Source organism: uncultured Bifidobacterium sp. (genome assembly GCF_945269915.1).
Lineage (GTDB): Bacteria > Actinomycetota > Actinomycetes > Actinomycetales > Bifidobacteriaceae > Bombiscardovia > Bombiscardovia indica.
On the sequence record NZ_CALYOY010000009.1, the window covers coordinates 37,066 to 55,590 of the forward strand.

General features: G+C 62.1%; 19 protein-coding genes. 13 read left to right on the plus strand and 6 right to left on the minus strand.

Annotated features, from left to right (window positions below):
• Positions 1-4 precede the first annotated feature (4 nt).
• From hisI to Q0K62_RS02975, 13 genes are read left to right on the plus strand one after another with little or no spacing between them, the layout of a single operon-like run.
• Positions 5-439, plus strand: coding sequence for a phosphoribosyl-AMP cyclohydrolase (gene hisI, locus Q0K62_RS02915; protein ID WP_297316482.1), 435 nt, complete (start codon positions 5-7; stop codon positions 437-439).
• Positions 440-482: 43 nt separating this feature from the next.
• Entirely contained in the window at positions 483-2,588 is a 2,106-nt protein-coding gene (trpB, locus tag Q0K62_RS02920) for a tryptophan synthase subunit beta (protein ID WP_297316483.1), read from the plus strand.
• Positions 2,588-3,466 (plus strand): tryptophan synthase subunit alpha, encoded by an 879-nt coding sequence (trpA, locus tag Q0K62_RS02925; protein ID WP_297316484.1) that lies wholly within the window; start codon positions 2,588-2,590, stop codon positions 3,464-3,466. Before trpB ends, trpA begins: the two co-directional genes overlap by 1 nt.
• A gap of 37 nt (positions 3,467-3,503) precedes the next feature.
• Entirely contained in the window at positions 3,504-4,469 is a 966-nt protein-coding gene (gene lgt / locus Q0K62_RS02930) for a prolipoprotein diacylglyceryl transferase (RefSeq protein ID WP_297316503.1), read from the plus strand.
• A gap of 27 nt (positions 4,470-4,496) precedes the next feature.
• Positions 4,497-5,171 carry a ribulose-phosphate 3-epimerase gene (gene rpe / locus Q0K62_RS02935; RefSeq protein WP_297316485.1) on the plus strand — a complete coding sequence of 225 codons (675 nt, stop codon included), beginning with the start codon at positions 4,497-4,499 and terminating at the stop codon, positions 5,169-5,171.
• A gap of 35 nt (positions 5,172-5,206) precedes the next feature.
• A complete protein-coding gene (locus Q0K62_RS02940) occupies positions 5,207-5,470 on the plus strand; it encodes a phosphoribosyl-ATP diphosphatase (protein ID WP_297316486.1) in 264 nt (87 codons plus the stop codon).
• Positions 5,471-5,519: 49 nt separating this feature from the next.
• Positions 5,520-6,371, plus strand: coding sequence for an ATP phosphoribosyltransferase (gene hisG, locus Q0K62_RS02945; RefSeq protein WP_297316487.1), 852 nt, complete (start codon positions 5,520-5,522; stop codon positions 6,369-6,371).
• A gap of 4 nt (positions 6,372-6,375) precedes the next feature.
• Complete coding sequence (locus Q0K62_RS02950; RefSeq protein WP_297316488.1) at positions 6,376-6,990, plus strand: CDP-alcohol phosphatidyltransferase family protein; 615 nt, start codon at positions 6,376-6,378, stop codon at positions 6,988-6,990.
• Positions 6,983-7,942, plus strand: a complete 960-nt coding sequence (locus Q0K62_RS02955; RefSeq protein WP_297316489.1) for a DUF881 domain-containing protein — start codon at positions 6,983-6,985, stop codon at positions 7,940-7,942. The genes Q0K62_RS02950 and Q0K62_RS02955 overlap by 8 nt, the downstream gene beginning before the upstream one ends.
• 2 nt (positions 7,943-7,944) lie before the next feature.
• Positions 7,945-8,277 (plus strand): small basic family protein, encoded by a 333-nt coding sequence (locus Q0K62_RS02960; RefSeq protein ID WP_297316490.1) that lies wholly within the window; start codon positions 7,945-7,947, stop codon positions 8,275-8,277.
• 7 nt (positions 8,278-8,284) lie between these two features.
• Complete coding sequence (locus Q0K62_RS02965) at positions 8,285-9,115, plus strand: DUF881 domain-containing protein (RefSeq protein WP_297316491.1); 831 nt, start codon at positions 8,285-8,287, stop codon at positions 9,113-9,115.
• 6 nt (positions 9,116-9,121) lie between these two features.
• Entirely contained in the window at positions 9,122-9,562 is a 441-nt protein-coding gene (locus tag Q0K62_RS02970) for an FHA domain-containing protein (RefSeq protein WP_297316492.1), read from the plus strand.
• Between the two features lie 31 nt (positions 9,563-9,593).
• Complete coding sequence (locus tag Q0K62_RS02975) at positions 9,594-10,226, plus strand: MerR family transcriptional regulator (protein WP_297316493.1); 633 nt, start codon at positions 9,594-9,596, stop codon at positions 10,224-10,226.
• A gap of 281 nt (positions 10,227-10,507) precedes the next feature.
• Here Q0K62_RS02975 and Q0K62_RS02980 read toward each other — a convergent pair whose 3' ends face one another.
• The 6 genes from Q0K62_RS02980 to Q0K62_RS03005 form a co-directional block, all read right to left on the minus strand.
• The gene (locus Q0K62_RS02980; RefSeq protein WP_297316494.1) at positions 10,508-11,221 is read right to left on the minus strand and encodes an HAD hydrolase-like protein; all 714 of its coding nucleotides are present in this window, start codon (positions 11,219-11,221) and stop codon (positions 10,508-10,510) included.
• A gap of 65 nt (positions 11,222-11,286) precedes the next feature.
• Positions 11,287-11,634: an RNA polymerase-binding protein RbpA gene (locus Q0K62_RS02985; RefSeq protein WP_297316495.1), complete on the minus strand. Its 348-nt coding sequence runs from the start codon at positions 11,632-11,634 to the stop codon at positions 11,287-11,289.
• 86 nt (positions 11,635-11,720) lie between these two features.
• Positions 11,721-14,297, minus strand: a complete 2,577-nt coding sequence (locus tag Q0K62_RS02990; RefSeq protein ID WP_297316496.1) for a DEAD/DEAH box helicase — start codon at positions 14,295-14,297, stop codon at positions 11,721-11,723.
• Positions 14,298-14,363: 66 nt separating this feature from the next.
• Entirely contained in the window at positions 14,364-14,684 is a 321-nt protein-coding gene (locus Q0K62_RS02995) for a hypothetical protein (protein ID WP_297316497.1), read from the minus strand.
• 36 nt (positions 14,685-14,720) lie between these two features.
• A complete protein-coding gene (locus tag Q0K62_RS03000; protein ID WP_297316498.1) occupies positions 14,721-16,697 on the minus strand; it encodes a WYL domain-containing protein in 1,977 nt (658 codons plus the stop codon).
• Positions 16,698-16,847: 150 nt separating this feature from the next.
• On the minus strand, positions 16,848-18,278 hold the full coding sequence (locus Q0K62_RS03005) for a UTP--glucose-1-phosphate uridylyltransferase (protein ID WP_297316499.1): 1,431 nt from the start codon (positions 18,276-18,278) through the stop codon (positions 16,848-16,850).
• Positions 18,279-18,525 lie beyond the last annotated feature (247 nt).

Genomic DNA, 18,525 nt, shown 5'->3' on the forward strand with positions numbered 1-18,525 from the left:
ACCAATGTCACAGTCCTCGAGCAAGAAGGAATCGCAATTGGACCCGGAGACAGCGGCCAGACTCAAGAAGGATGACCAGGGTCTGGTGGCCGCCGTCATCCAGCAGTATGACAGCCTTCAGGTGCTCATGGTGGGGTACATGGACGAGGAGGCCCTCAGACGGACCCTGACCACGGGCAGGGTCACCTTCTGGTCGCGGTCCCGGCAGGAATACTGGCGTAAGGGAGACACTTCCGGGCACGTCCAGTATGTCAAGGGGGTCAGTCTGGACTGTGACGGTGACGCCCTCCTTGTGCAAGTGGACCAGGTGGGGGCGGCCTGCCACACCGGTGCCAGGTCATGCTTCGAGGCCGGAGGACCCTTGCAGGCGGTCCAGGGCGGCCGGGTCCAGGGCGATGCCCAGGAAGTGGATGGGGACGCGGATGCAGACAGACGCTAAGGTAAAGGGAGTGAATACTCATGAGGCTGGAGGGAAGGGCTCTATGACCGTTTTGGACGAACTGGTGGCCGGTGCCGTGGAGGATGCCAGGGCCCGGGTGCGGGAAATCCCCCTGGAGAGGCTCAAGAAAGAGGTCCGTCAGCTGAAGCGCAGGCCCCTGGATGCGGCCCTCCTTCTCAAGGAGAGTGCCGGCATTCCCGTCATCGCCGAAATCAAGCGTGCCTCGCCCTCCAAGGGATTCCTGGCGGACATCAAGAACCCGGCCGCACTGGCCAGGGAATATGCCAACGGAGGGGCCTCGGCCATATCCGTCCTGACCGAGGGCAGGCGCTTCCTGGGTTCCCTCGACGACCTACGCCAGGTCAGGGAGGCTGTCGGCATCCCCGTCCTCAACAAGAACTTCATCGTCTCCGACTATCAGGTCTGGGAGTCCAGGGCCAACGGGGCCGACATGATCCTCCTGATCGTGGCCGCCCTGGATGACACACGGCTCAGGCATCTTCTGGTCCTGGCCGAGAGTCTGGGACTGACCGCCCTGGTTGAGACCCATGACCGGAAGGAGATCGATCGGGCCATAGCGGCCGGTGCCAGGGTGATCGGCATCAACGCCCGGAACCTGAAGGACCTGAGCGTCGATGTGGACCAGTATGCCAGGCTGTCCTCCAACCTGCCCGAGGATGTGGTCAAGGTGGCTGAATCCGGGGTCTTCGGCACGGTTGAACTTGAGCAGTATGCCAAGGCGGGGGCCGATGCGGTCCTGATCGGGGAGGGGCTGGTCACATCCCAGGACCAGGAGGGGACTGTCCGGATGCTGGTCCAGGCAGGTCACCGGTTCAAGGCCTCCCAGGCCATGCCCCTCTCGACCCATGACGGCCCCTACTTCGGCCCCTATGGAGGGCGGTACGTCCCCGAGGCCCTGGTGGGTGCCCTGAACGAGTTGGAACGGGTATACGGGCAGGCCAAGTCCGATCCGGACTTTCAGAAGGAGCTGGGCAGACTCAACCATGTCTATGTGGGGCGGCCATCGGCCCTGACTCCTGCCCCCCGGTTCGCCGAGTTGATCAGCGGCCGGGTGGGCGGTCAGGTAAGGGTTTTCCTGAAGCGGGAGGACCTGAACCACACCGGTGCCCATAAGATCAACAACGCCCTGGGCCAGGGCCTTCTGGTCAAGCGGATGGGGAAGAACCGGGTCATAGCCGAGACCGGGGCCGGTCAGCACGGAGTGGCCACGGCTACGGTCTGCGCCCTCCTGGGATTCAAGTGCCGCATCTACATGGGCCAGATCGACGCCCGTAGGCAGGCCCTGAACGTGGCCAGAATGCGGATGCTTGGGGCGGAGGTCGTCGAGGTGACGACCGGGACCAGGATTCTCAAGGATGCCATCAACGAGGCCCTGCGCGACTGGGTGACCAACGTGGAGACCACCCACTACCTGCTGGGTACCGTGGCGGGTCCGCATCCCTTCCCCACCATCGTCAGGGACTTCCAGAAGATCATCGGCGAGGAGGCCTCCGACCAGCTTTCGGCATACGGCATCGACCATCCCGACGGGGTGGTGGCCTGCGTCGGTGGCGGGTCCAACGCCATCGGCATCATGAACACCTTCCTTGACGATCCCCGTGTTTCCCTCTACGCTTACGAGGCCGGGGGAGACGGGCCCAAGTCCGGTAAGCACGCCATCCGTCTGACCCCCGGTACGGGCCAGATCGGTGTCTTCCAGGGGACCAGGTCCTATCTGCTCGAGGATGACCAGGGGCAGACCCTGGACACCTATTCGATTTCCGCAGGTCTGGACTATGCATCGGTAGGGCCGGAACATGCCTGGTTGCACGACCTGGGTCGGGTCCGGTACGACTATGCCACCGACCAGGAGGCCATGCAGGCCTTCAGCGATCTTTGCCGCACCGAGGGAATCATCCCGGCCCTGGAATCCTCGCATGCCCTGGCCGGTGCCACCAAGGCCGCTGCCGACCTCCTGGGCAGGGGGGTCGAGAATCCCGTCATCCTGATCAACATTTCGGGAAGGGGCGATAAGGACGTGGCCACGGCGGGCAGGTGGTTCGGATATCTGTCCGAGGAGGAGGCCAGCGCCTTGGAGGCCCAGGGCGGACAGGACAAAGGCGGTCAAACGAAAGAGGAGGACCGATGATGGTCGACCAATCAAGACAGGCAGCGGCCCCCGCCCAACCCAGGGGATTCAGCCGCAGGACCAGTCCGGTGGCGGCCACCCTGGAGGCTCTCCGCCAGGAGGGCAGACCCGCCTTCATCGGGTACTTCCCCTATGGATTCCCTGACGAACCCACCTCCCTGGAGGCCATGCGGGTCATGGTCCGGAACGGGGTCGATATTGTCGAGATAGGGTTGCCCTACAGCGATCCGGTCATGGATGGTCCCGTGATTCAGGCGGCTGCCAAGTGCGCCATTGACCAGGGGGTCACGGTCGGAGGTGTCTTCGATGCCGTCCGGCAGGTCCAGGAGGATGGCGCCAAGGCCCTGGTCATGAGCTACTGGAACCTGATCATGCATTATGGGGTGGCCGAGTTCGCGGAGGGGATGGCCGATGCCGGCGGTGCAGGACTGGTCACCCCTGACCTGATCGTCGATGAATCGGGGGAGTGGATCGAGCAGTCCGACCGGTATGGTCTTGACCGGATCTACCTGGTGTCGCCCGATTCCGCAGATGATCGCTTGGAGCTCACATCACGCGCAGCCAGGGGGTTCGTCTATGCCACCTCCCGGATGGGTGTGACCGGCGAACGGACCAGTATGTCCGGGTCGGCCAGGGAACTGGTGGCCCGGGTCAGGCGTGCCGGAGCTCCTTACGTCTGCGTGGGCATCGGTGTCTCGACCGCCCAACAGGCCTCCCAGGTCGGTGCCTATGCGGACGGGGTCATTGTCGGTTCCGCCCTGGTTCACTGCCTTCTGGATGACCAGGGCAGACCCCGCAAGGACCGCAAACGAGCCCTGGACGACCTGGCTTCCGTCTGCTCCGACCTGCGCTGGGGCATCAGCCAGGTCAAGAGGTGACGGGGCTGTAAGGTCCAGGGGCTAAACTGTGGGTCTTATGACGTTTGCCTACATTCCATCGCCAGGAATATCCAGCATTCACATGGGGCCGGTCACCATCAGATTCTATGCTCTGACCATGCTTCTGGCCATCGTCGTGGCCGCCTGGATCACCGCCAGACGCTGGAGGAAGGTCGGTGGACGGTCCGAGCAGATCCTGGACATCGCCATCTGTGCGGTACCCGCCGGCATCATCGGTGCCCGGCTCTACCATGTCATCACCACCCCCGAGCGGTACTTCGGGGCCAAGGGTAACCCTGCCGACATCCTCCGAATCTGGCAGGGCGGCCTGGGCATCTGGGGGGCCATCCTGCTGGGAGCCCTGGCAGCATGGGCCTGGTGCCGCCACAAGGGCTATCCGACCGCCCTCCTGGCCGACACCGTGGCCCCGGCCCTCCTGGTGGCCCAGGCCATCGGGCGTCTGGGTAACTGGTTCAACCAGGAGCTCTACGGGGCTCCCACGACCCTGCCCTGGGGACTGAAAATCGATGCCGCAGGTTCCGCCATCGGCAGCAGCGAGCAATGCTATGACGGAGCCACCTGCCCAACCGGCACCCTCTTCCAGCCCACCTTCCTCTACGAGATGATATGGAATCTGATCGGGGCGGCCCTCCTGGTCTGGATCGGTCACCGGGCCATCAGGATCCTCAAGGCCGGTTCCCTCTTCGCCCTGTACGTCATGTGGTACACCATGGGGCGCACCTGGATCGAGGCCCTCCGCATCGACTTCGCCCACGAGTTCCTTGGGGTCAGGGTGAACGTCTGGGTCTCCATGACGGTCTTCCTCCTGGCCGCTGTCGCCTTCGTCATCATCCTGCGCAGGGGCAAGCCGACCTCCCTCCTGGCCGAAAAGCTGCGGACCATCACCGAGCTGGAGAAACGGCAGGAGGCCATCTGCGAGGGCAGTCGGGACAGGGACGCCCGGGCCGGTAACCACGATGGGCACGACCAGGGCTTGAATTAGGGTCACCGGTCTGTCGTACAACATAGAATGAGATTCATGAGCATTCAGATAGCACCCAGCATCCTTTCCGCCGATTTCGCCAACCTGGAGCGGGACCTCAGGGCCATTTCCACGGCCGACATGGTCCACGTAGATGTGATGGACCATCACTTCGTCCCCAACCTGACGCTCGGGGAGCCCGTGGTGGAACGGATCTGCCAGGTGACCGACCTGCCGGTCGATGTGCATCTGATGATTGAGGACCCCGACCGATGGGCCCCGGAATTTGCCAAGCTGGGTGTCGCATCCGTCACGTTCCATACCGGAGCCGTCCATGCCCCGGTCCGCCTGGCCCGCCAGTTGCACAATATGGGCGTCAAGGCCTGTCTGGCCGTGCGACCTGCCGAGCCCGTCGAACCCATCTTCGACATCCTCGAAGAGTTCGATATGATCCTGGTCATGACCGTGGAGCCCGGCTTCGGCGGCCAGAAGTTCCTGGACAACCAGATGGCCAAGACCCGTCGTCTCCGCAACGAGATAAGCGCCCGTGGGCTGGGAACGCACATCCAGGTGGATGGCGGGGTCAGCCCAACCACGGCCCCCATCGTCGCCGAGGCCGGAGCCGATGTCCTGGTGGCGGGTTCAGCCGTCTATGGGGCGGATGATCCGGCCAAGGCCATCGACCAGATCAGGCGGGCCGCCCAGGAACGGTACAGGGACTGACAGGTCCGGACAGAAAGAACGGGGGACGATGACCAATGAAGACCTTCGATGAGCTGTTCAAGGAGCTCTCAGCCAAGGCCAGGGAGCGCACAGTTGGTTCACTTACCGTGGATGAGTTGGACAAGGGTACGCACTTCATCGGCAAGAAGATCGCCGAGGAGGCCGGTGAGACCTGGATCGCGGCCGAATACGAGGGAGCGGATCGGACTGCCGAGGAGATGAGCCAGCTGCTGTATCACCTGCAGGTCATGATGATCGACAGGGGCATCAGCCTGGAGGATGTCTACCGGCATCTGTGAGCCACCCTTCCATCCGTCATAGATTCGCTGCCGTACTAAGGAGGTCACCATGCTGAAGGTTGCGGTACCCAACAAGGGCATGCTGTCACAGCCGGCATGGAGGTTGCTGTCAGAGTCGGGATACCGGCTGCGCTCCAACGACCGGCAGCTGGTGGTCGAAGACGTAGACAACGGCATAGAGCTCTTCTATCTGCGGCCCAACGACATTGCGGTCTATGTCGGCTTGGGTACGGTCGATCTGGGCATCACCGGGCGCGATCTCCTGCTGAACTCCGGCACGCAGGCCGTCGAGGCCCTGAAGCTGGGTTTCGGCGTCTCGACCTTCCGTTTCGCGGCTCCTGATTCCAGTCCCATCCGTACCCTGCAGGATGTGGACGGGAAGCGGATCGGCACCTCCTTCGACCGGCTCCTTGAGGACTACCTGGCTGGTAAGGGACTCAAGGCGGAACTGATCCATCTGGATGGGGCCGTCGAGTCCTCCGTTCAACTCGGGGTGGCCGATCTGATTGCCGATGTGGTCTCCACCGGCACCACCCTGCGCAATGCCGGCCTTCGCATCTTCGGGGATCCCATCCTCCATTCCGAGGGGATCCTGATCAGGTCGCCCCATCTGGATTCCGATGATGAGCGTCTGGCCGTCATGTCTCGGAGGCTGGAAGGCGTCCTGACCGCCCAACGCTATGTCCTGATGGACTACGACATCCCCGTCGAACGTGTCGCCGAAGCGGTCGGAATCACCCCGGGCTTCGAATCACCCACCGTTTCGCCACTCCACGACAAGCAGTGGGTGGCGGTCAGGGCCATGGTCCCCAAGGATCAGGTCAACAACCTCATGGACCGTCTCTACGGGGTGGGGGCACGCGCCATTATCGTCACGGCCCTCCAAGCTTCTAGAATGTAGCATGATGGCTCTGATTGATCGAATTTCGCGCAGCAGGTACAGTCCTGAACCAAGGTCGGTGATATTCACCATCCCCAACGTCATCAGCCTGCTTCGTATCTGCTCCATACCCCTGATTGCCTACCTGGTGGCAAACCGACATCTGATCATATCCCTGGTGGTGCTTCTCATATCGGCCCTTTCGGACGGGGTGGACGGAATCATCGCCCGGCGGTTCAACCAGGTGAGCAAGCTTGGGCAGATTCTTGATCCGGTGGCCGACAGGTTGCTGATCCTTTGTTCGATCCTGGCCCTGAGCATCGCCGATATCCTGCCCTGGTGGCTGATGGTACTGGTGGGGGCGCGCGATGTCCTTCTGGGTATCCTGACCCTGGTCCTGGCACAGCATGACTACGGTCCCCTCCCTGTCCACTTTGCAGGGAAGACGGGGACGGCTGTTCTGATGCTGGCCATACCCGCCCTGATCTTTGCCGACGTGGGGCGCACCCCCCTCTTCCGTATCTTCCATCTCGTGGCCCTGGGCGCCGTCATTTGGGGGGTGGCCCTATACTGGCTGGCCGGATTGATATACGCCTATCAGGGAATAGGCCTCCTCAGGTCGGACAGCGATCATGACTGACCCCAGCCCAACCCCGGTTTCATTCCCCGTGCCGCCCGACCGTGCCTTGATCCACCGGAGGGCGGTCTTTTCTCATTCGACGGCCAACCTGGAGACCAGGTATGTGGACCGCACGACGGTTGACAGCGCCACCGCGGCCGTCCATCGCAGGAGGCTTGCCGACGAGTCCCTGCGGCTGATCGATGACTTGACCAACCGGCCCATGGACCCCATGTTCGAGGATGCACGCCTGCTGCCCAGGGAGGACCGCTCCATCTTCAGCATCTGGCTCAACCGCATCCTGGTCTTTGCCATCTGCGTCCTGGTCGGGCTGGCAGGGACAGGCATTGTCCAGGTGCTCCACAAGGATCCCCGTCAGAAGGTCCGGGAGAAGCTGATCTCCCAGGTGGAGGATGTGAACAAGCGTTCCGACGCACTCTCCCGAGACATCTCCTCGCTCAGGGGAAAGATCGAGGGTCTGTCTGCCAAGGCCGGAGCCCCTGCCCTGAGTCAGTCCCAGGCCCGGGATGACGTGACCAACGGGTCTTCTCAGGTCAGGGGGGAAGGCGTCGTCATCACCCTGGCCAACCCGATTGCCTCCAAGGATTCCCAGGACAAGGGTGACCCGATTAAGACCGTGACCGACCAGGATCTGCAGTGGTTCCTGGCCAAGCTCTGGTCGGCCGGAGCCGAGGCCATCTCCATCAACGGGAACCGGATCGGCACACAGACCTCGGTCAGGACGGCAGGACAGACCATCCTGGTGGGCACGGCCTCCATCCAGGCCCCATACCGGATCGAGGCCATCGGCGACCAGTCCCGGCTGGGAGACATCCTTCAACGCGAAGACCTCCAAGGCCGGCTCAGCAGTTTCAAAAAGGCCAATATCACGGTCAATATCTCCAAGGAGCGTGAAATCACCCTGAACGCCCTTGGACTTCCCAACCTTTCCTATGCCAAAAGGAGTCAGTGAATATGACGGCAGTACTCGGACTGGTTCTCGGCGTTGTAGCGGGCATCTTCCTGCAACCGGACATCCCCATCGGCCTTCAGCCCTACCTGCCCATCATGGTCGTGGCGGCCCTTGATGCACTGGTGGGTGCCATCCGCTCCTACTTCGAGCGCAGCTTCTCCGACCGGGTCTTCGTGGTCTCCTTCATATCCAACGTAATCACCGCAACCCTTCTGGTCTTCCTGGGCAACCAGCTGGGTGTGGGCTCCCAGCTCTCCACGGCCGTCATCGTGGTCCTGGGCATCCGCATCTTCTCCAACGTCTCATCCATCCGTCGTTTCATCTTCAGGGGATGACCACCAAATGAGGCCTTTCACGCATAAGAACGGAGACAGACTCCCCAAGAGCATCCCTCCCAAGGCCAAGGGGAGGGTGCATGCCAATGACGATGACACCCAGACCGGTGCTTTCCCGGTGGTGCGCCGCAGACCACCCAGATCGCTGAATGCCAACGCCAACCGGGCTCGTCTGGTCACCAGCGTACTGGTTGCGCTGATGTGCGCCCTCCTGGGTTTCGGTTACGCCGTTCAGGTCCACAACAACCAATCCTCCTACCAGTCACTCTCCGAGGAGGAGCTGGTTCGGCTCCTGGATGAGACCAGCACCCAGGTCGATAAGCTGGAGGAGCGCAAGAGCCAGCTCAACCAGCAGCTCGCCTCGATCAAGTCGGCCGCAGACAAGCAGAAGGAAGCCGCCAGGATCGCCCAGCAGAACGAGCAGAGCTCGGGCCTCCTGTCCGGGCGGCTTCCTGCCCAGGGCAGGGGAGTGGTGGTCACCATCTCCGAGGAGACCGACCGGGTCGACGCCACCACCATGTTCAATCTGATTGAGGAGCTCCGAAACGCAGGTGCCGAGGTCATCTCCTTCGGTGACGTGCGGGTGGTCACCAGCACCTATTTCCTGGATACCAAGTCCGGTCTGGAATGTGATGGGAAAAAGATGAAGGCTCCCTACACAATCAGAGCCATAGGCGACCCCGATGCCCTCCAGAATGCCATCCAGATCGCCGGCGGTGTGGGGTCCAGAATCAAGGTCCAATACCATGCCTCGGTCGGTGTTGAGCAGTCCAATAGTGTAAAAATCGACCAAGTTCGTCGTGGCCAGGATTATCAGTACGCAAAGACTGTAGAATAGAGCATTATGACAGAACCTATTCCAACTGCGGGAGAAACCACCATCATCGGTATGCCCGCTCTGAATATTCCGGTGACGTCCAATGGAGACCGCCCTCTGACCCAGGATGACCTGGATACGATGGCCCGGTTGCCAGAGGGTACGGCCCTGCTCATCTCGACCCGGGGAGCGGTTTCAGGGTCCCGGTACCTGCTCGACCAGGACCAGGTGAGTGTAGGCAGGGATCCCAAGGCGGACATCCTCCTCGATGATTCCACGGTCTCCAGGGCGCATGCCATCTTCCGTAGGGTTCCGGGCGGCTTCCAGGTCCAGGACACGGGAAGTCTGAACGGAACCTATGTCAACCGGGAACGGGTCGACCAGGCTGATCTGCACAACGGTGATGAGATCATGATCGGCAAGTTCCGGCTGGTCTTTTTCGACAACAAGGCGGTTGTCGCCAGGTAGTGACCGGTTCCACCAGGTAGGAGGAGTTACCATGACCGATCGGACGGGATCCGAGGGCGGGGGAGAGGTCTCTTTCGGCAGCCCGGACCATCTGATTCAGGGGGCACTCTTCACACCTGAGCAGGCCGAGGGAATCACCCGCGGATATGGGGGTACGGTGGCGGCCAAGGTGGCCGGCATCACCTACCGGCAGCTGGATTACTGGGCCCGGAAAAGGATAGTGGAGCCATCCATCAAGTCATCGCACGGGTCCGGTTCCCGCAGGCTGTATTCCTTCAAGGACGTGGTCATACTCGCTGTTCTGAAGCGGTTGCTGGATGCCGGGGTCAACCTGGTCAATGCCACGGCGACGGTTGCCTACCTGACCAGGAGAACCACGGCGCAACTCGAGGATGTCACGGTGGTCTGTGACGGGGGCCAGGTGATCGAGTGCAACGGGCCAGACCAGGTCTTCGCGCTGATGAAGTCCGGCAGGGCGGTCTTCGCGATTTCCGTGGGGGCCATCTGGCATCGTATGGATGTGGATCTGGAGACCTGCGACCATGTCGATCTGGAAAGTGGCCAGGTTCGTTCGGGCCTGCCCGACAGGCCCATTGATGAGCTGACGGCCATGCGGTTGCGTAAGCGCCTGGAGCTCCAGCACAGGCAGCGTCAGGAAGCTTGACCCTTCCGGCTTGTCGCTCTCGTGCGAATTCGCGCACACATGCGTGCACGCATTCAGGTATTCCCGAACTCCATGTAACTCACGTATGCAGCGGTACCCACAGGTGAATCTGTTCTGCTGTTATGAGCCTGACAGTCTGATTGACCATGAGGACCAGACATCGCACGGGTAGTGCTGGATGAGCGGGCATCCCATAATCGATATCCAATTTGACATAACGTACATTATCGGCGTCAAGTGAAACGACAATACTCTCGCTTGATCCGATCGTGTTCAGTGGTTTAGGCGAAATACTCGCCGACGGCCTCTGATAGCTGATCTATACGATCGATGATCCTGTAGGCCCCGTGATTCTTCAGCTCGTCAGGTTCCGCGTAGCCCCAGCCGCAGCCCAGGCAGTCCAGACCCATCCGCCGGGCCCCATCGGCATCTGTCCAACGGTCGCCGACCATGAGCGCCCTGTCGCCGCGTTCCGGAGAGAATCCCAGTCCTTCGAAGGCATAGGCGATGACCTTGTCCTTGGTTGCTCGGCTGGCATCGGTGCTGGCACCGTAAATCGCATCGAGATGATTCGTCAGGCCAAAGTGGTCGCAGACGGGAATGGCCTGATATTCGGGCTTGCAGGTGGCAACGGCCAGGATGAATCCCTGCTTCCGCATCACATCCATCTGGTCTATGATTCCGGGGAAAACGGATGCGTAGAGACAGCCGGGCACCCGGGCGTTTGGATTCGACGGATCGGGGAAGGCGTCCACAGCGGCATAGTAGTGTCGGTAAATCTGTACGCCGTGCTGGATCCGGCTTTCAGGAACATGGTTCCGCCTCAGGGAAACCGCGATGGACGGGCCGATGAACCTGCGCAGTGCGGCCTCATCAGGTATGGGAAGGTCCAGTTCCTCGAACACCTTGACCACCGATGCCAGTATGCCTGGATGGGATGAGGTCAGCGTGCCATCCAGATCCAGCAGCACTACCTTACGGGCTGTTTGGGTCATCGTATTCAAATTCCGGTTTCACCTCATCTGCAGGTCAAAAAATGTATGAAGAGCGATACGCGGACTCACTCATAGTCCGGGAACCAGCCTTCATGGTGCATCTTGAGCCGTTTGTCAAGCACGGTCTGCAGTTCCTCCTCGGAACGGCGTTCCAGGAGCATGTCCCAGTGGGTCCTGGTCGGCTTCCCGTTCTTGCCGATCCCCTCGTCCTCGTTGCCCTCCAGGTGGGCAATCTGACCGCAACGGCACTCCCAGTCCTGGGGAACCTCGGCGCCCTCGGCCAGGGGCAGGATGGTCCGATGGCCCTTGGGGCAGACATAGGCGACCTCACTGCGGGCCGCGAAGTCCACGTTCTGGTCCGATTCCAGTGACTTTGCCCCGATGCTCATGCCGCGAAGGCTGCGCTCTGCCATACTTCCTCCATTACGTTCAGGTCCTGTGCTTCCAAGCTACAGAACAGCTTTGACTTGCCTTTTATTCCGGGGCTTGGCCCTGGGCCTCACTCCACGCCGGTATATGCCACGATGCCACGGTTGACCTGGTCGGCGGCGATGCCGGCCCGGAGTGCCAGACGGTGTCCGCCCGACCCCAGGAAGGGTTCGACCTGGACGATCTGGGTGAGCACGTCCGAAAGGCGCTTGGCGTTCCGGACAAAGTCCCCGGCGGTCAGCTCCGTGTCCTTCAGGATGGTTGCGAGTGAATCTCCACAGGCCCAGTCGTAGACCGTCCGTCCCAGGCCGAAGTCCAGGTCGTCGGGCAGATCCAGCCCGGCATCCTCGCACTCGTCCCGGACCAGCTCCCACTGCCTGTTCATGGTGGCAATGGCTCCGGCCAGGGGGGAGGACCGGCGACCGGGATCACCCTGGTCCCCCACTCCCCTGCGCGATTCATAGACCATTCCCGACATGGCTGCGGCCAGTTCCTCGGGTTCCAGGTCATCCAGGATGCCCTTGTCGAGAATCTGGGCCAGGGTCAGGTCCTGTTCGCTGTATATCCGCCGCAGGAGCTGCCCCCGTCTGGTCAGTTGATAGTTCTCATCGTCGACCTGGCGGATGTACCCCAGGTCGGTCAGGATGGTGCAGATCCTGTCGAACTGCCTGGAGACCGAGCCGGTGCGAGACTCGTACCTGTCCTCGGCCTGTTGGAGTTCCTTGTTCTCGCGAATCCAACGGTTTCCCCACCGCATGTGCTTGGGGAGATCCGGGCACTGACGGCAGGGGTGGTTGCGCTCCTTCTTTTTGAGGTGCTCGATGTGCTCGTCGAGCCTCCTGAAGGCGCGGTTGCGCTCACGTTCATTGCGGAAGCGCTGCTTCTTGAGTTGTCGTCGATCGTTCTTCTGGGCCGAGGAGAGATCGGCCCTGATCTTCATAAACTCGATCAGGTCGCCGTGGCTGCACTGGGCCGCCTCGCTGTAGCCATCCAGGGCCTCGGTCAGGGTCCGGATTCTGGCCTCCAGTTCAGAGGCCGACTGGTTGGCCTCCCACTGGGCAAAGGAGTGGTCCAGGGTGTCGCGGGCCATGCTGTAGGTACTGGAATTGAGCAGGTTGACGGCCATGTTGAAGGTCGGTTTGAAGCTGGAATGCAAGGGATAGACGCGCTTGCTCGACAGGGCGGCCATGGTCTCGGGGCTGAAGTCGCGATGGTCAACCACCACCACATGTCCGATTTCGTCGATGCCGCGTCGGCCGGCCCGCCCGGTCAGCTGGGTGAACTCCCCCGGTGTCAGGCCCACGTGGCCGGTCCCGTCGAACTTCTCCAGCTTCTCGACCACCACGCACCGTGCCGGCATGTTGATGCCCAGGGCCAGGGTCTCGGTGGCGAAGACCACCTTGATCAGCCCAAGTTCGAACAGATGTTCGACTATCTGTCTGAAGAGGGTGACCACCCCGGCATGGTGGGCCGCGAAGCCCTGCTCCAGGGCGAACCTGAACTGGGTGAACCCCAGGGCCTTCAGGTCCTCATGGCTCAGCTGGCCCTCGGCCATGGAGTCCACGATCTGGTGGATTCGGTACGCTTCCTTGTCGGTGGTCAGCTGGAGACCCGCCCGGGTGCACTGTTGGACGGCCTGGTCGCAGCCTGTCCTGGAGAAGATGAAGTAGATGCCGGGCAGCATGCCCATGAAATCCAGCTCATCCACGACGTCGGCCCGGCTGGGGCGGTAGCGCTCCCCCTGACGGCGGTCCTGACGCCCGGCTCCCCCGCGTCCGTGGCGGTTCCGGCGATGGCGGTCGCCATCCTGTCCCCGTGCGCTCCTCCTGGCCTCGCCTTGCCTGTTGAGCTGTGCCAGTCGGTTGGCCAGACCGGGGTTGATCCTGCTGGTCTGCCGACCGGAGCCGTCATGCCTGTACAGGTCGATGATCTCCGGCTCGGTATGCCTGTCGGCCTGGACCAGAACATGCTGTTCCAGGGGTACCGGCCTACGCTCGGAGACCACCAGCTTGGTCTTGCCCCGAACGGATGCGATCCAGTCCGAGAAGTCCTCCACATTGGAGACCGTTGCCGAGAGCCCGACGATGCGGGTGGACCGGGGAAGGTGGATGATGACCTCCTCCCAGACCGGCCCCCGGAACCTGTCCGCCAAATAGTGGACTTCGTCCAATACCACATACCGGAGGGCCGAGAGGGTGGACGAGCGCTCATAGAGCATGTTGCGCAGCACCTCGGTGGTCATGACCACGATATCGGCCTCGGAGTTGATCGAGGTGTCACCGGTCAGCAGGCCGACATGGTCCTCCCCGTACCGGGCCACCAGGTCGTGGTACTTCTGGTTGCTCAGGGCCTTGATGGGGGTGGTGTAGAAGGTCTTGACGTTCTGTTCCTGGGCCAGGAAGACCGCGAAGTCTGCCACGATGGTCTTGCCGGCCCCGGTGGGTGCCGCCACCAGGACGTTCTGGCCGTCCTCCAAGGCCTCGATGGCCTCCACCTGGAACCTGTCCAGGGGGAAGGGCTGCATGTTCTGGAAGCGTCCGGAGGCCCCCGTCATGCGCCTGCGCTGCTTGTTGAACCTGGCATATCGTTGCGAGGGACTGAGCGTCTGGTCCGATTCCTGACTATCCTGATGATGATGACCTGACATATTCCTCCGATGATGGAGCCGGATTGACTGCCTGCCCCTGAATGGCTTGGACGGGATCGGCCATCCTTACCGATTGAAGTGCTTCCAGCGTGCCCAGGCTACCTCATGGTTCCTCCGCCTGGAGTCCTTGCGCCTGAGCAGGTCCGCATGGGCCTGGGAGTATCGGCCGGATGCCTTGCTCAGGGGCTGGGCGAAGAAAGGGCCTTCCGCCTGGTCCTGACGCCCGGCCTCACCGGCAGGCGGCTGGGGCATGTGCCGACTGATTGTTGCCCCAACCTGACCGATGGCCTTTCCGGCCCGGATGGCGTGGAGTATGGCATAGATCGCCCCAATGACCAGCATGGCAATCATGAACAGGGTCAACGGTATCCAAACCCATCCCGGCATAATCAGCTCCTTTTGCAGCCTGAAAGCGCCGAGTGCCTACTCGTCGCCGTGGTCGTCCCCGGCAAAGTCGTTGATGGTGATCTCCCGTTGGGCCCGCGCCAGGATCATTGTACGCATGGTCTTGGGCGCCACGGCGGTGATGTGCTTGGCGTGGGCGATGCAGAAGGCCACGAACCAGGAGTCCGAGGAGACGGTCAGGTGGACCTTCTGGCCGGTGCCGCACGGTTCGACCGATGCCCCCGGCAGGGACTTGATGTAGGGCAGGTCCGGCCTGTCGGTGATGAAAACCGCGGCCGTGCCGTTGTCGAAACTCCACTTGCGCAGCTCGCTGACCGGCACATCGGGAAACTCGACCTTGTGACTGGGTTTGACGATATCCGCATGCTCGATTCTGGCGATGCGGAGCACCTGCCACTGCCGGTTCCTGCCTGTCCCCTGTTTCAGGTGATGCGTTCCCTTGGATCCCGAACCCGAGTCGGAGGGGGCATCCTCGGCTGACGTGCCCTTGGCTGCGTCGCCGATATCGGTCCAGACGGCGGCATAGTAGACACCCTCATCCACGAAGATCTTGGCCGGGGCCACCACCTTCCGCCTGGTTCTGCCGGCGGCGTCGGTGTACTCCATGTCCAGGAGGGAATCGGTCTTGATGGCCCTGCGGACCACCGAGAAGCTCTTGGGCTCGGTCTCATACCCGGTCAGGCTCAGCCAGGGGGTCTCCCCCGGCCCCACGTGGGTGCGCAGACGCTCATAGAGGGATTCGGCCTGGGTGCGGGAATCCTCCGGCAGGAGGGGCGAATGGGCCAGGTAGTTGAGCGAGGCGGTCAGCATGCTCAGGTACTGGGGCGATATGCCAGCCAGGCGTTCCAGACCCAGGGAGTTGGTGGCGGAGACGATGCCGCTTTCATCCAGGAGGGACCAGTCGATGTCGAAGAACTGGCTGCCGGCCATCTCGCCGTCATCCGAGACCGTGGTCAGGGTGTTGATGTCCTTGCGGATGATGTTGACGAATTTACGCAGTTCGTCGGCGCTCCGGGGAGTGCCGACGAAGCGCTCGGCCAACTCGCTCAAGGAGAACTCCTCACCCAAGTGGGCGGAGAGGAAGAGCATGAGCCTGAGGCGGCGGTCGACCTCCGACCCGGTCTGGAAGGAGGAGGCACTGGCCCGCCTTGCGTGGGGCAGGTCCATATCATCATCATCCATGTCGATGGCGATGTGATCGGTCTTGTTGGAGCGTGCGATCTCCGGGGGGACCACGGTGGCGGCACCTGGACTGATGGATTCGTCGGCCAGTTGGAACCTGGTGGCGGCGTCCAGCCTGCGGTGGAAGGCGTCGACGGCCTCCTGAGGGCTCACGATGGAGGCATCCGGGTGCTCCAGGACGAACATGGCCAGGTCATCCGAGTCGGCATAGGCCACGTTCAGGTTCTCCCCGTCCACGTCGATAGTGGCGGCGAACCGGCGTGAGTCGATGACCTTGACGAGGTCATCGGGCAGGTGTTGGGTTCCCAGGCCGGGGGCGATGGAGTCCAGCCCCAGGCCCGGGATGGGCACCTGGGGCACGCGCGGGGTGGTGCGTGACAGGGGCCGCACCGGTTCCTCGCAGGCCTCCTGGGACATGGCAATGGAACGGGCCAGGTAGTTTGCGGCGGCCAGGACGGGCATCTCCTCCTGGGCGAAGTGCACACGGATGCGGGGCTCATCTCCCAGCTGCAGGCGGTAGGAGGCGAAATCCTGCCCCTCCGACTTGGAGGAGTATTCGGGTTGCCGGGATTCGATGGCGATGCCCATGGCGGCCAGCTTGGCCCGGTCCCTCTGGAACTGCTTGGCGAAGGCGGCCTTGGCGGCCTGGTCGGCCAGTTCACCGTATGAATCCGCATAGGCCTTGACCCGTTGGGCAATCTGCCGGGAGGTCAGCCATTGCGGGAAGGCGGAGGATAAAACGGCCAGGACATCAAGTTCGTGCTTGCCCCACTTGTCCGAGAATCGCCGTCTTCCGTTCGTGCCTTCTGCCATCAGTCCTCGCGTATCGTTATGGTTCGTACACCAGTGCGCCCTAAAACGCACTTCTCACTATCATAGATTCTTTTTGCTGCCGGTGGGTACCAAACACTGAAATACGGTACCATTTCTTGACAGGCTGAACCCCCCTGCCCGGGCCCTGGCTCAGACCCACTCGTCGGGCTCGACACCCTGGGGTCCCACGTACTGCCCATTGGGTATGTAGGAGGACCTTTCCGGGTCTTTCAGGTGGGCGTCCGAGTAGAGGGTGACATCCCTGCCGAAGGTCCAATCCCCCTCGATGGTGACGGAGCTGGCGGCGGCCAGATCGGGAACCCCGTAGGGGAAGCGATCATCGAAGTCCGAGATGTACTTGTAGTACCGTTCGTCCAGCTTCACATCGGGGAAGTCGTAGTTCCCGTCCTCCATCTCATAGGAGTCCGTCAGGTGGAACCGGTCGGATCGCATGATGAAGAGGTCGTTGGTGGTTTTGACGGGCAGGAAGCGCATCCTGTCCACCTGGACACAGGTGGCCCCCTCGAAGAGCGTCGCCGCGGACCCCATGGCCGTCTCCAGTTGGACCACGGGGGTGGTCGATGGGTCGGTCGGGTCGACGGTCTTCCGGTTTTCGATGATCGGCAGCGGGAGCACCCCTTGATGCTCCTCCAGCTTTTCCTTGAGAGCGTCCACCCTCACCCAGATGCTGTTGGTGTTGAAGTAGGGGTGCTTGTGGATGGACATGGCCGAGGCCCTGTCGCGGGGGTCGACCTGGGTCATCTCACGCAGGATCAGGTGACCGGTCTTCCTGTCTATGACGATGTGGCCACCCTTGCGATCGGCCTTGGTCCGCATGGCCACTTCGATCATGAAGGGGGAACCGGACTGGGCGAAGTGGCCGGCCAGGGTCCTGGACGGCCTGGCGCCCAGGTTGTCGGAGTTGGAGATGAAAAGATATTCGATGCCCTGGTCCTGAAGTGTGTCGAGCAGGCCGGACTCCCAGATGGTCGAGAAGATGTCGCCATGACCCGGGGGGCACCATTCCAGTTCGGGCTGGTCCGGGTAGGAGACGGGTTCGCCGGTCTCGACGATGATCTTGGGTTCGATGTGCTGGATGATCTCCGTGGGGACCGTGTCCGGGGTGAACCGCTTGTCCTGGTTGATCACCCGCATGGTGTCCTTGGATGTCCTGAAGGAATTCATGAAGATCAGGGGAAGGGGAACGCCCAGGCGTTTGCGGGCGGTCAGGACCTGCCCCAGGATGATGTCCAGGAATCGCATCTGCCGTGCCTTGTGGCGTCGAATCGGCAGCAGGGACTTGGCCTTCTCCAACCCCATGGAGGTCCCCAGGCCTCCGTTGAGTTTGAGGAATGCCGTCCGGGAGAAGGCTTCCAGGGCCATATCCATGTCCATGGTGTCATGAATCTCCTTGATGCGCGGGACGTTCTTGAGTGGTACCACATCGGATTCACGGACCTTGCCCCCGAAATCGCCACTGCTCCATGTTTCGTACAGGTGCCTGAACTGTTGAATGGAGAGGTCGCTCATACCCCCGGCACGCATCTTCGCGGCTGAGAGATCAAACCCTTGTTCGCTCATGAATCCCCTTTCGGGCTTATCGTGCTACTCGGAAACACCGTTCCGGAGTAATTCCATATGACATTCCATGATAGCAACCGCGCCCGTGCTCCCCCACTCGAGGTGCAGAAGGCGGCCAAAGTGGGGCGAGACTCGCCACGCTTGGAAGGACCGCGGCAATGTGCTAATATTTCTCCTCGGTGCTCATGCACTTCGGGCCGTAGCGCAGTTTGGTAGCGCACTTGACTGGGGGTCAAGGGGTCGCGGG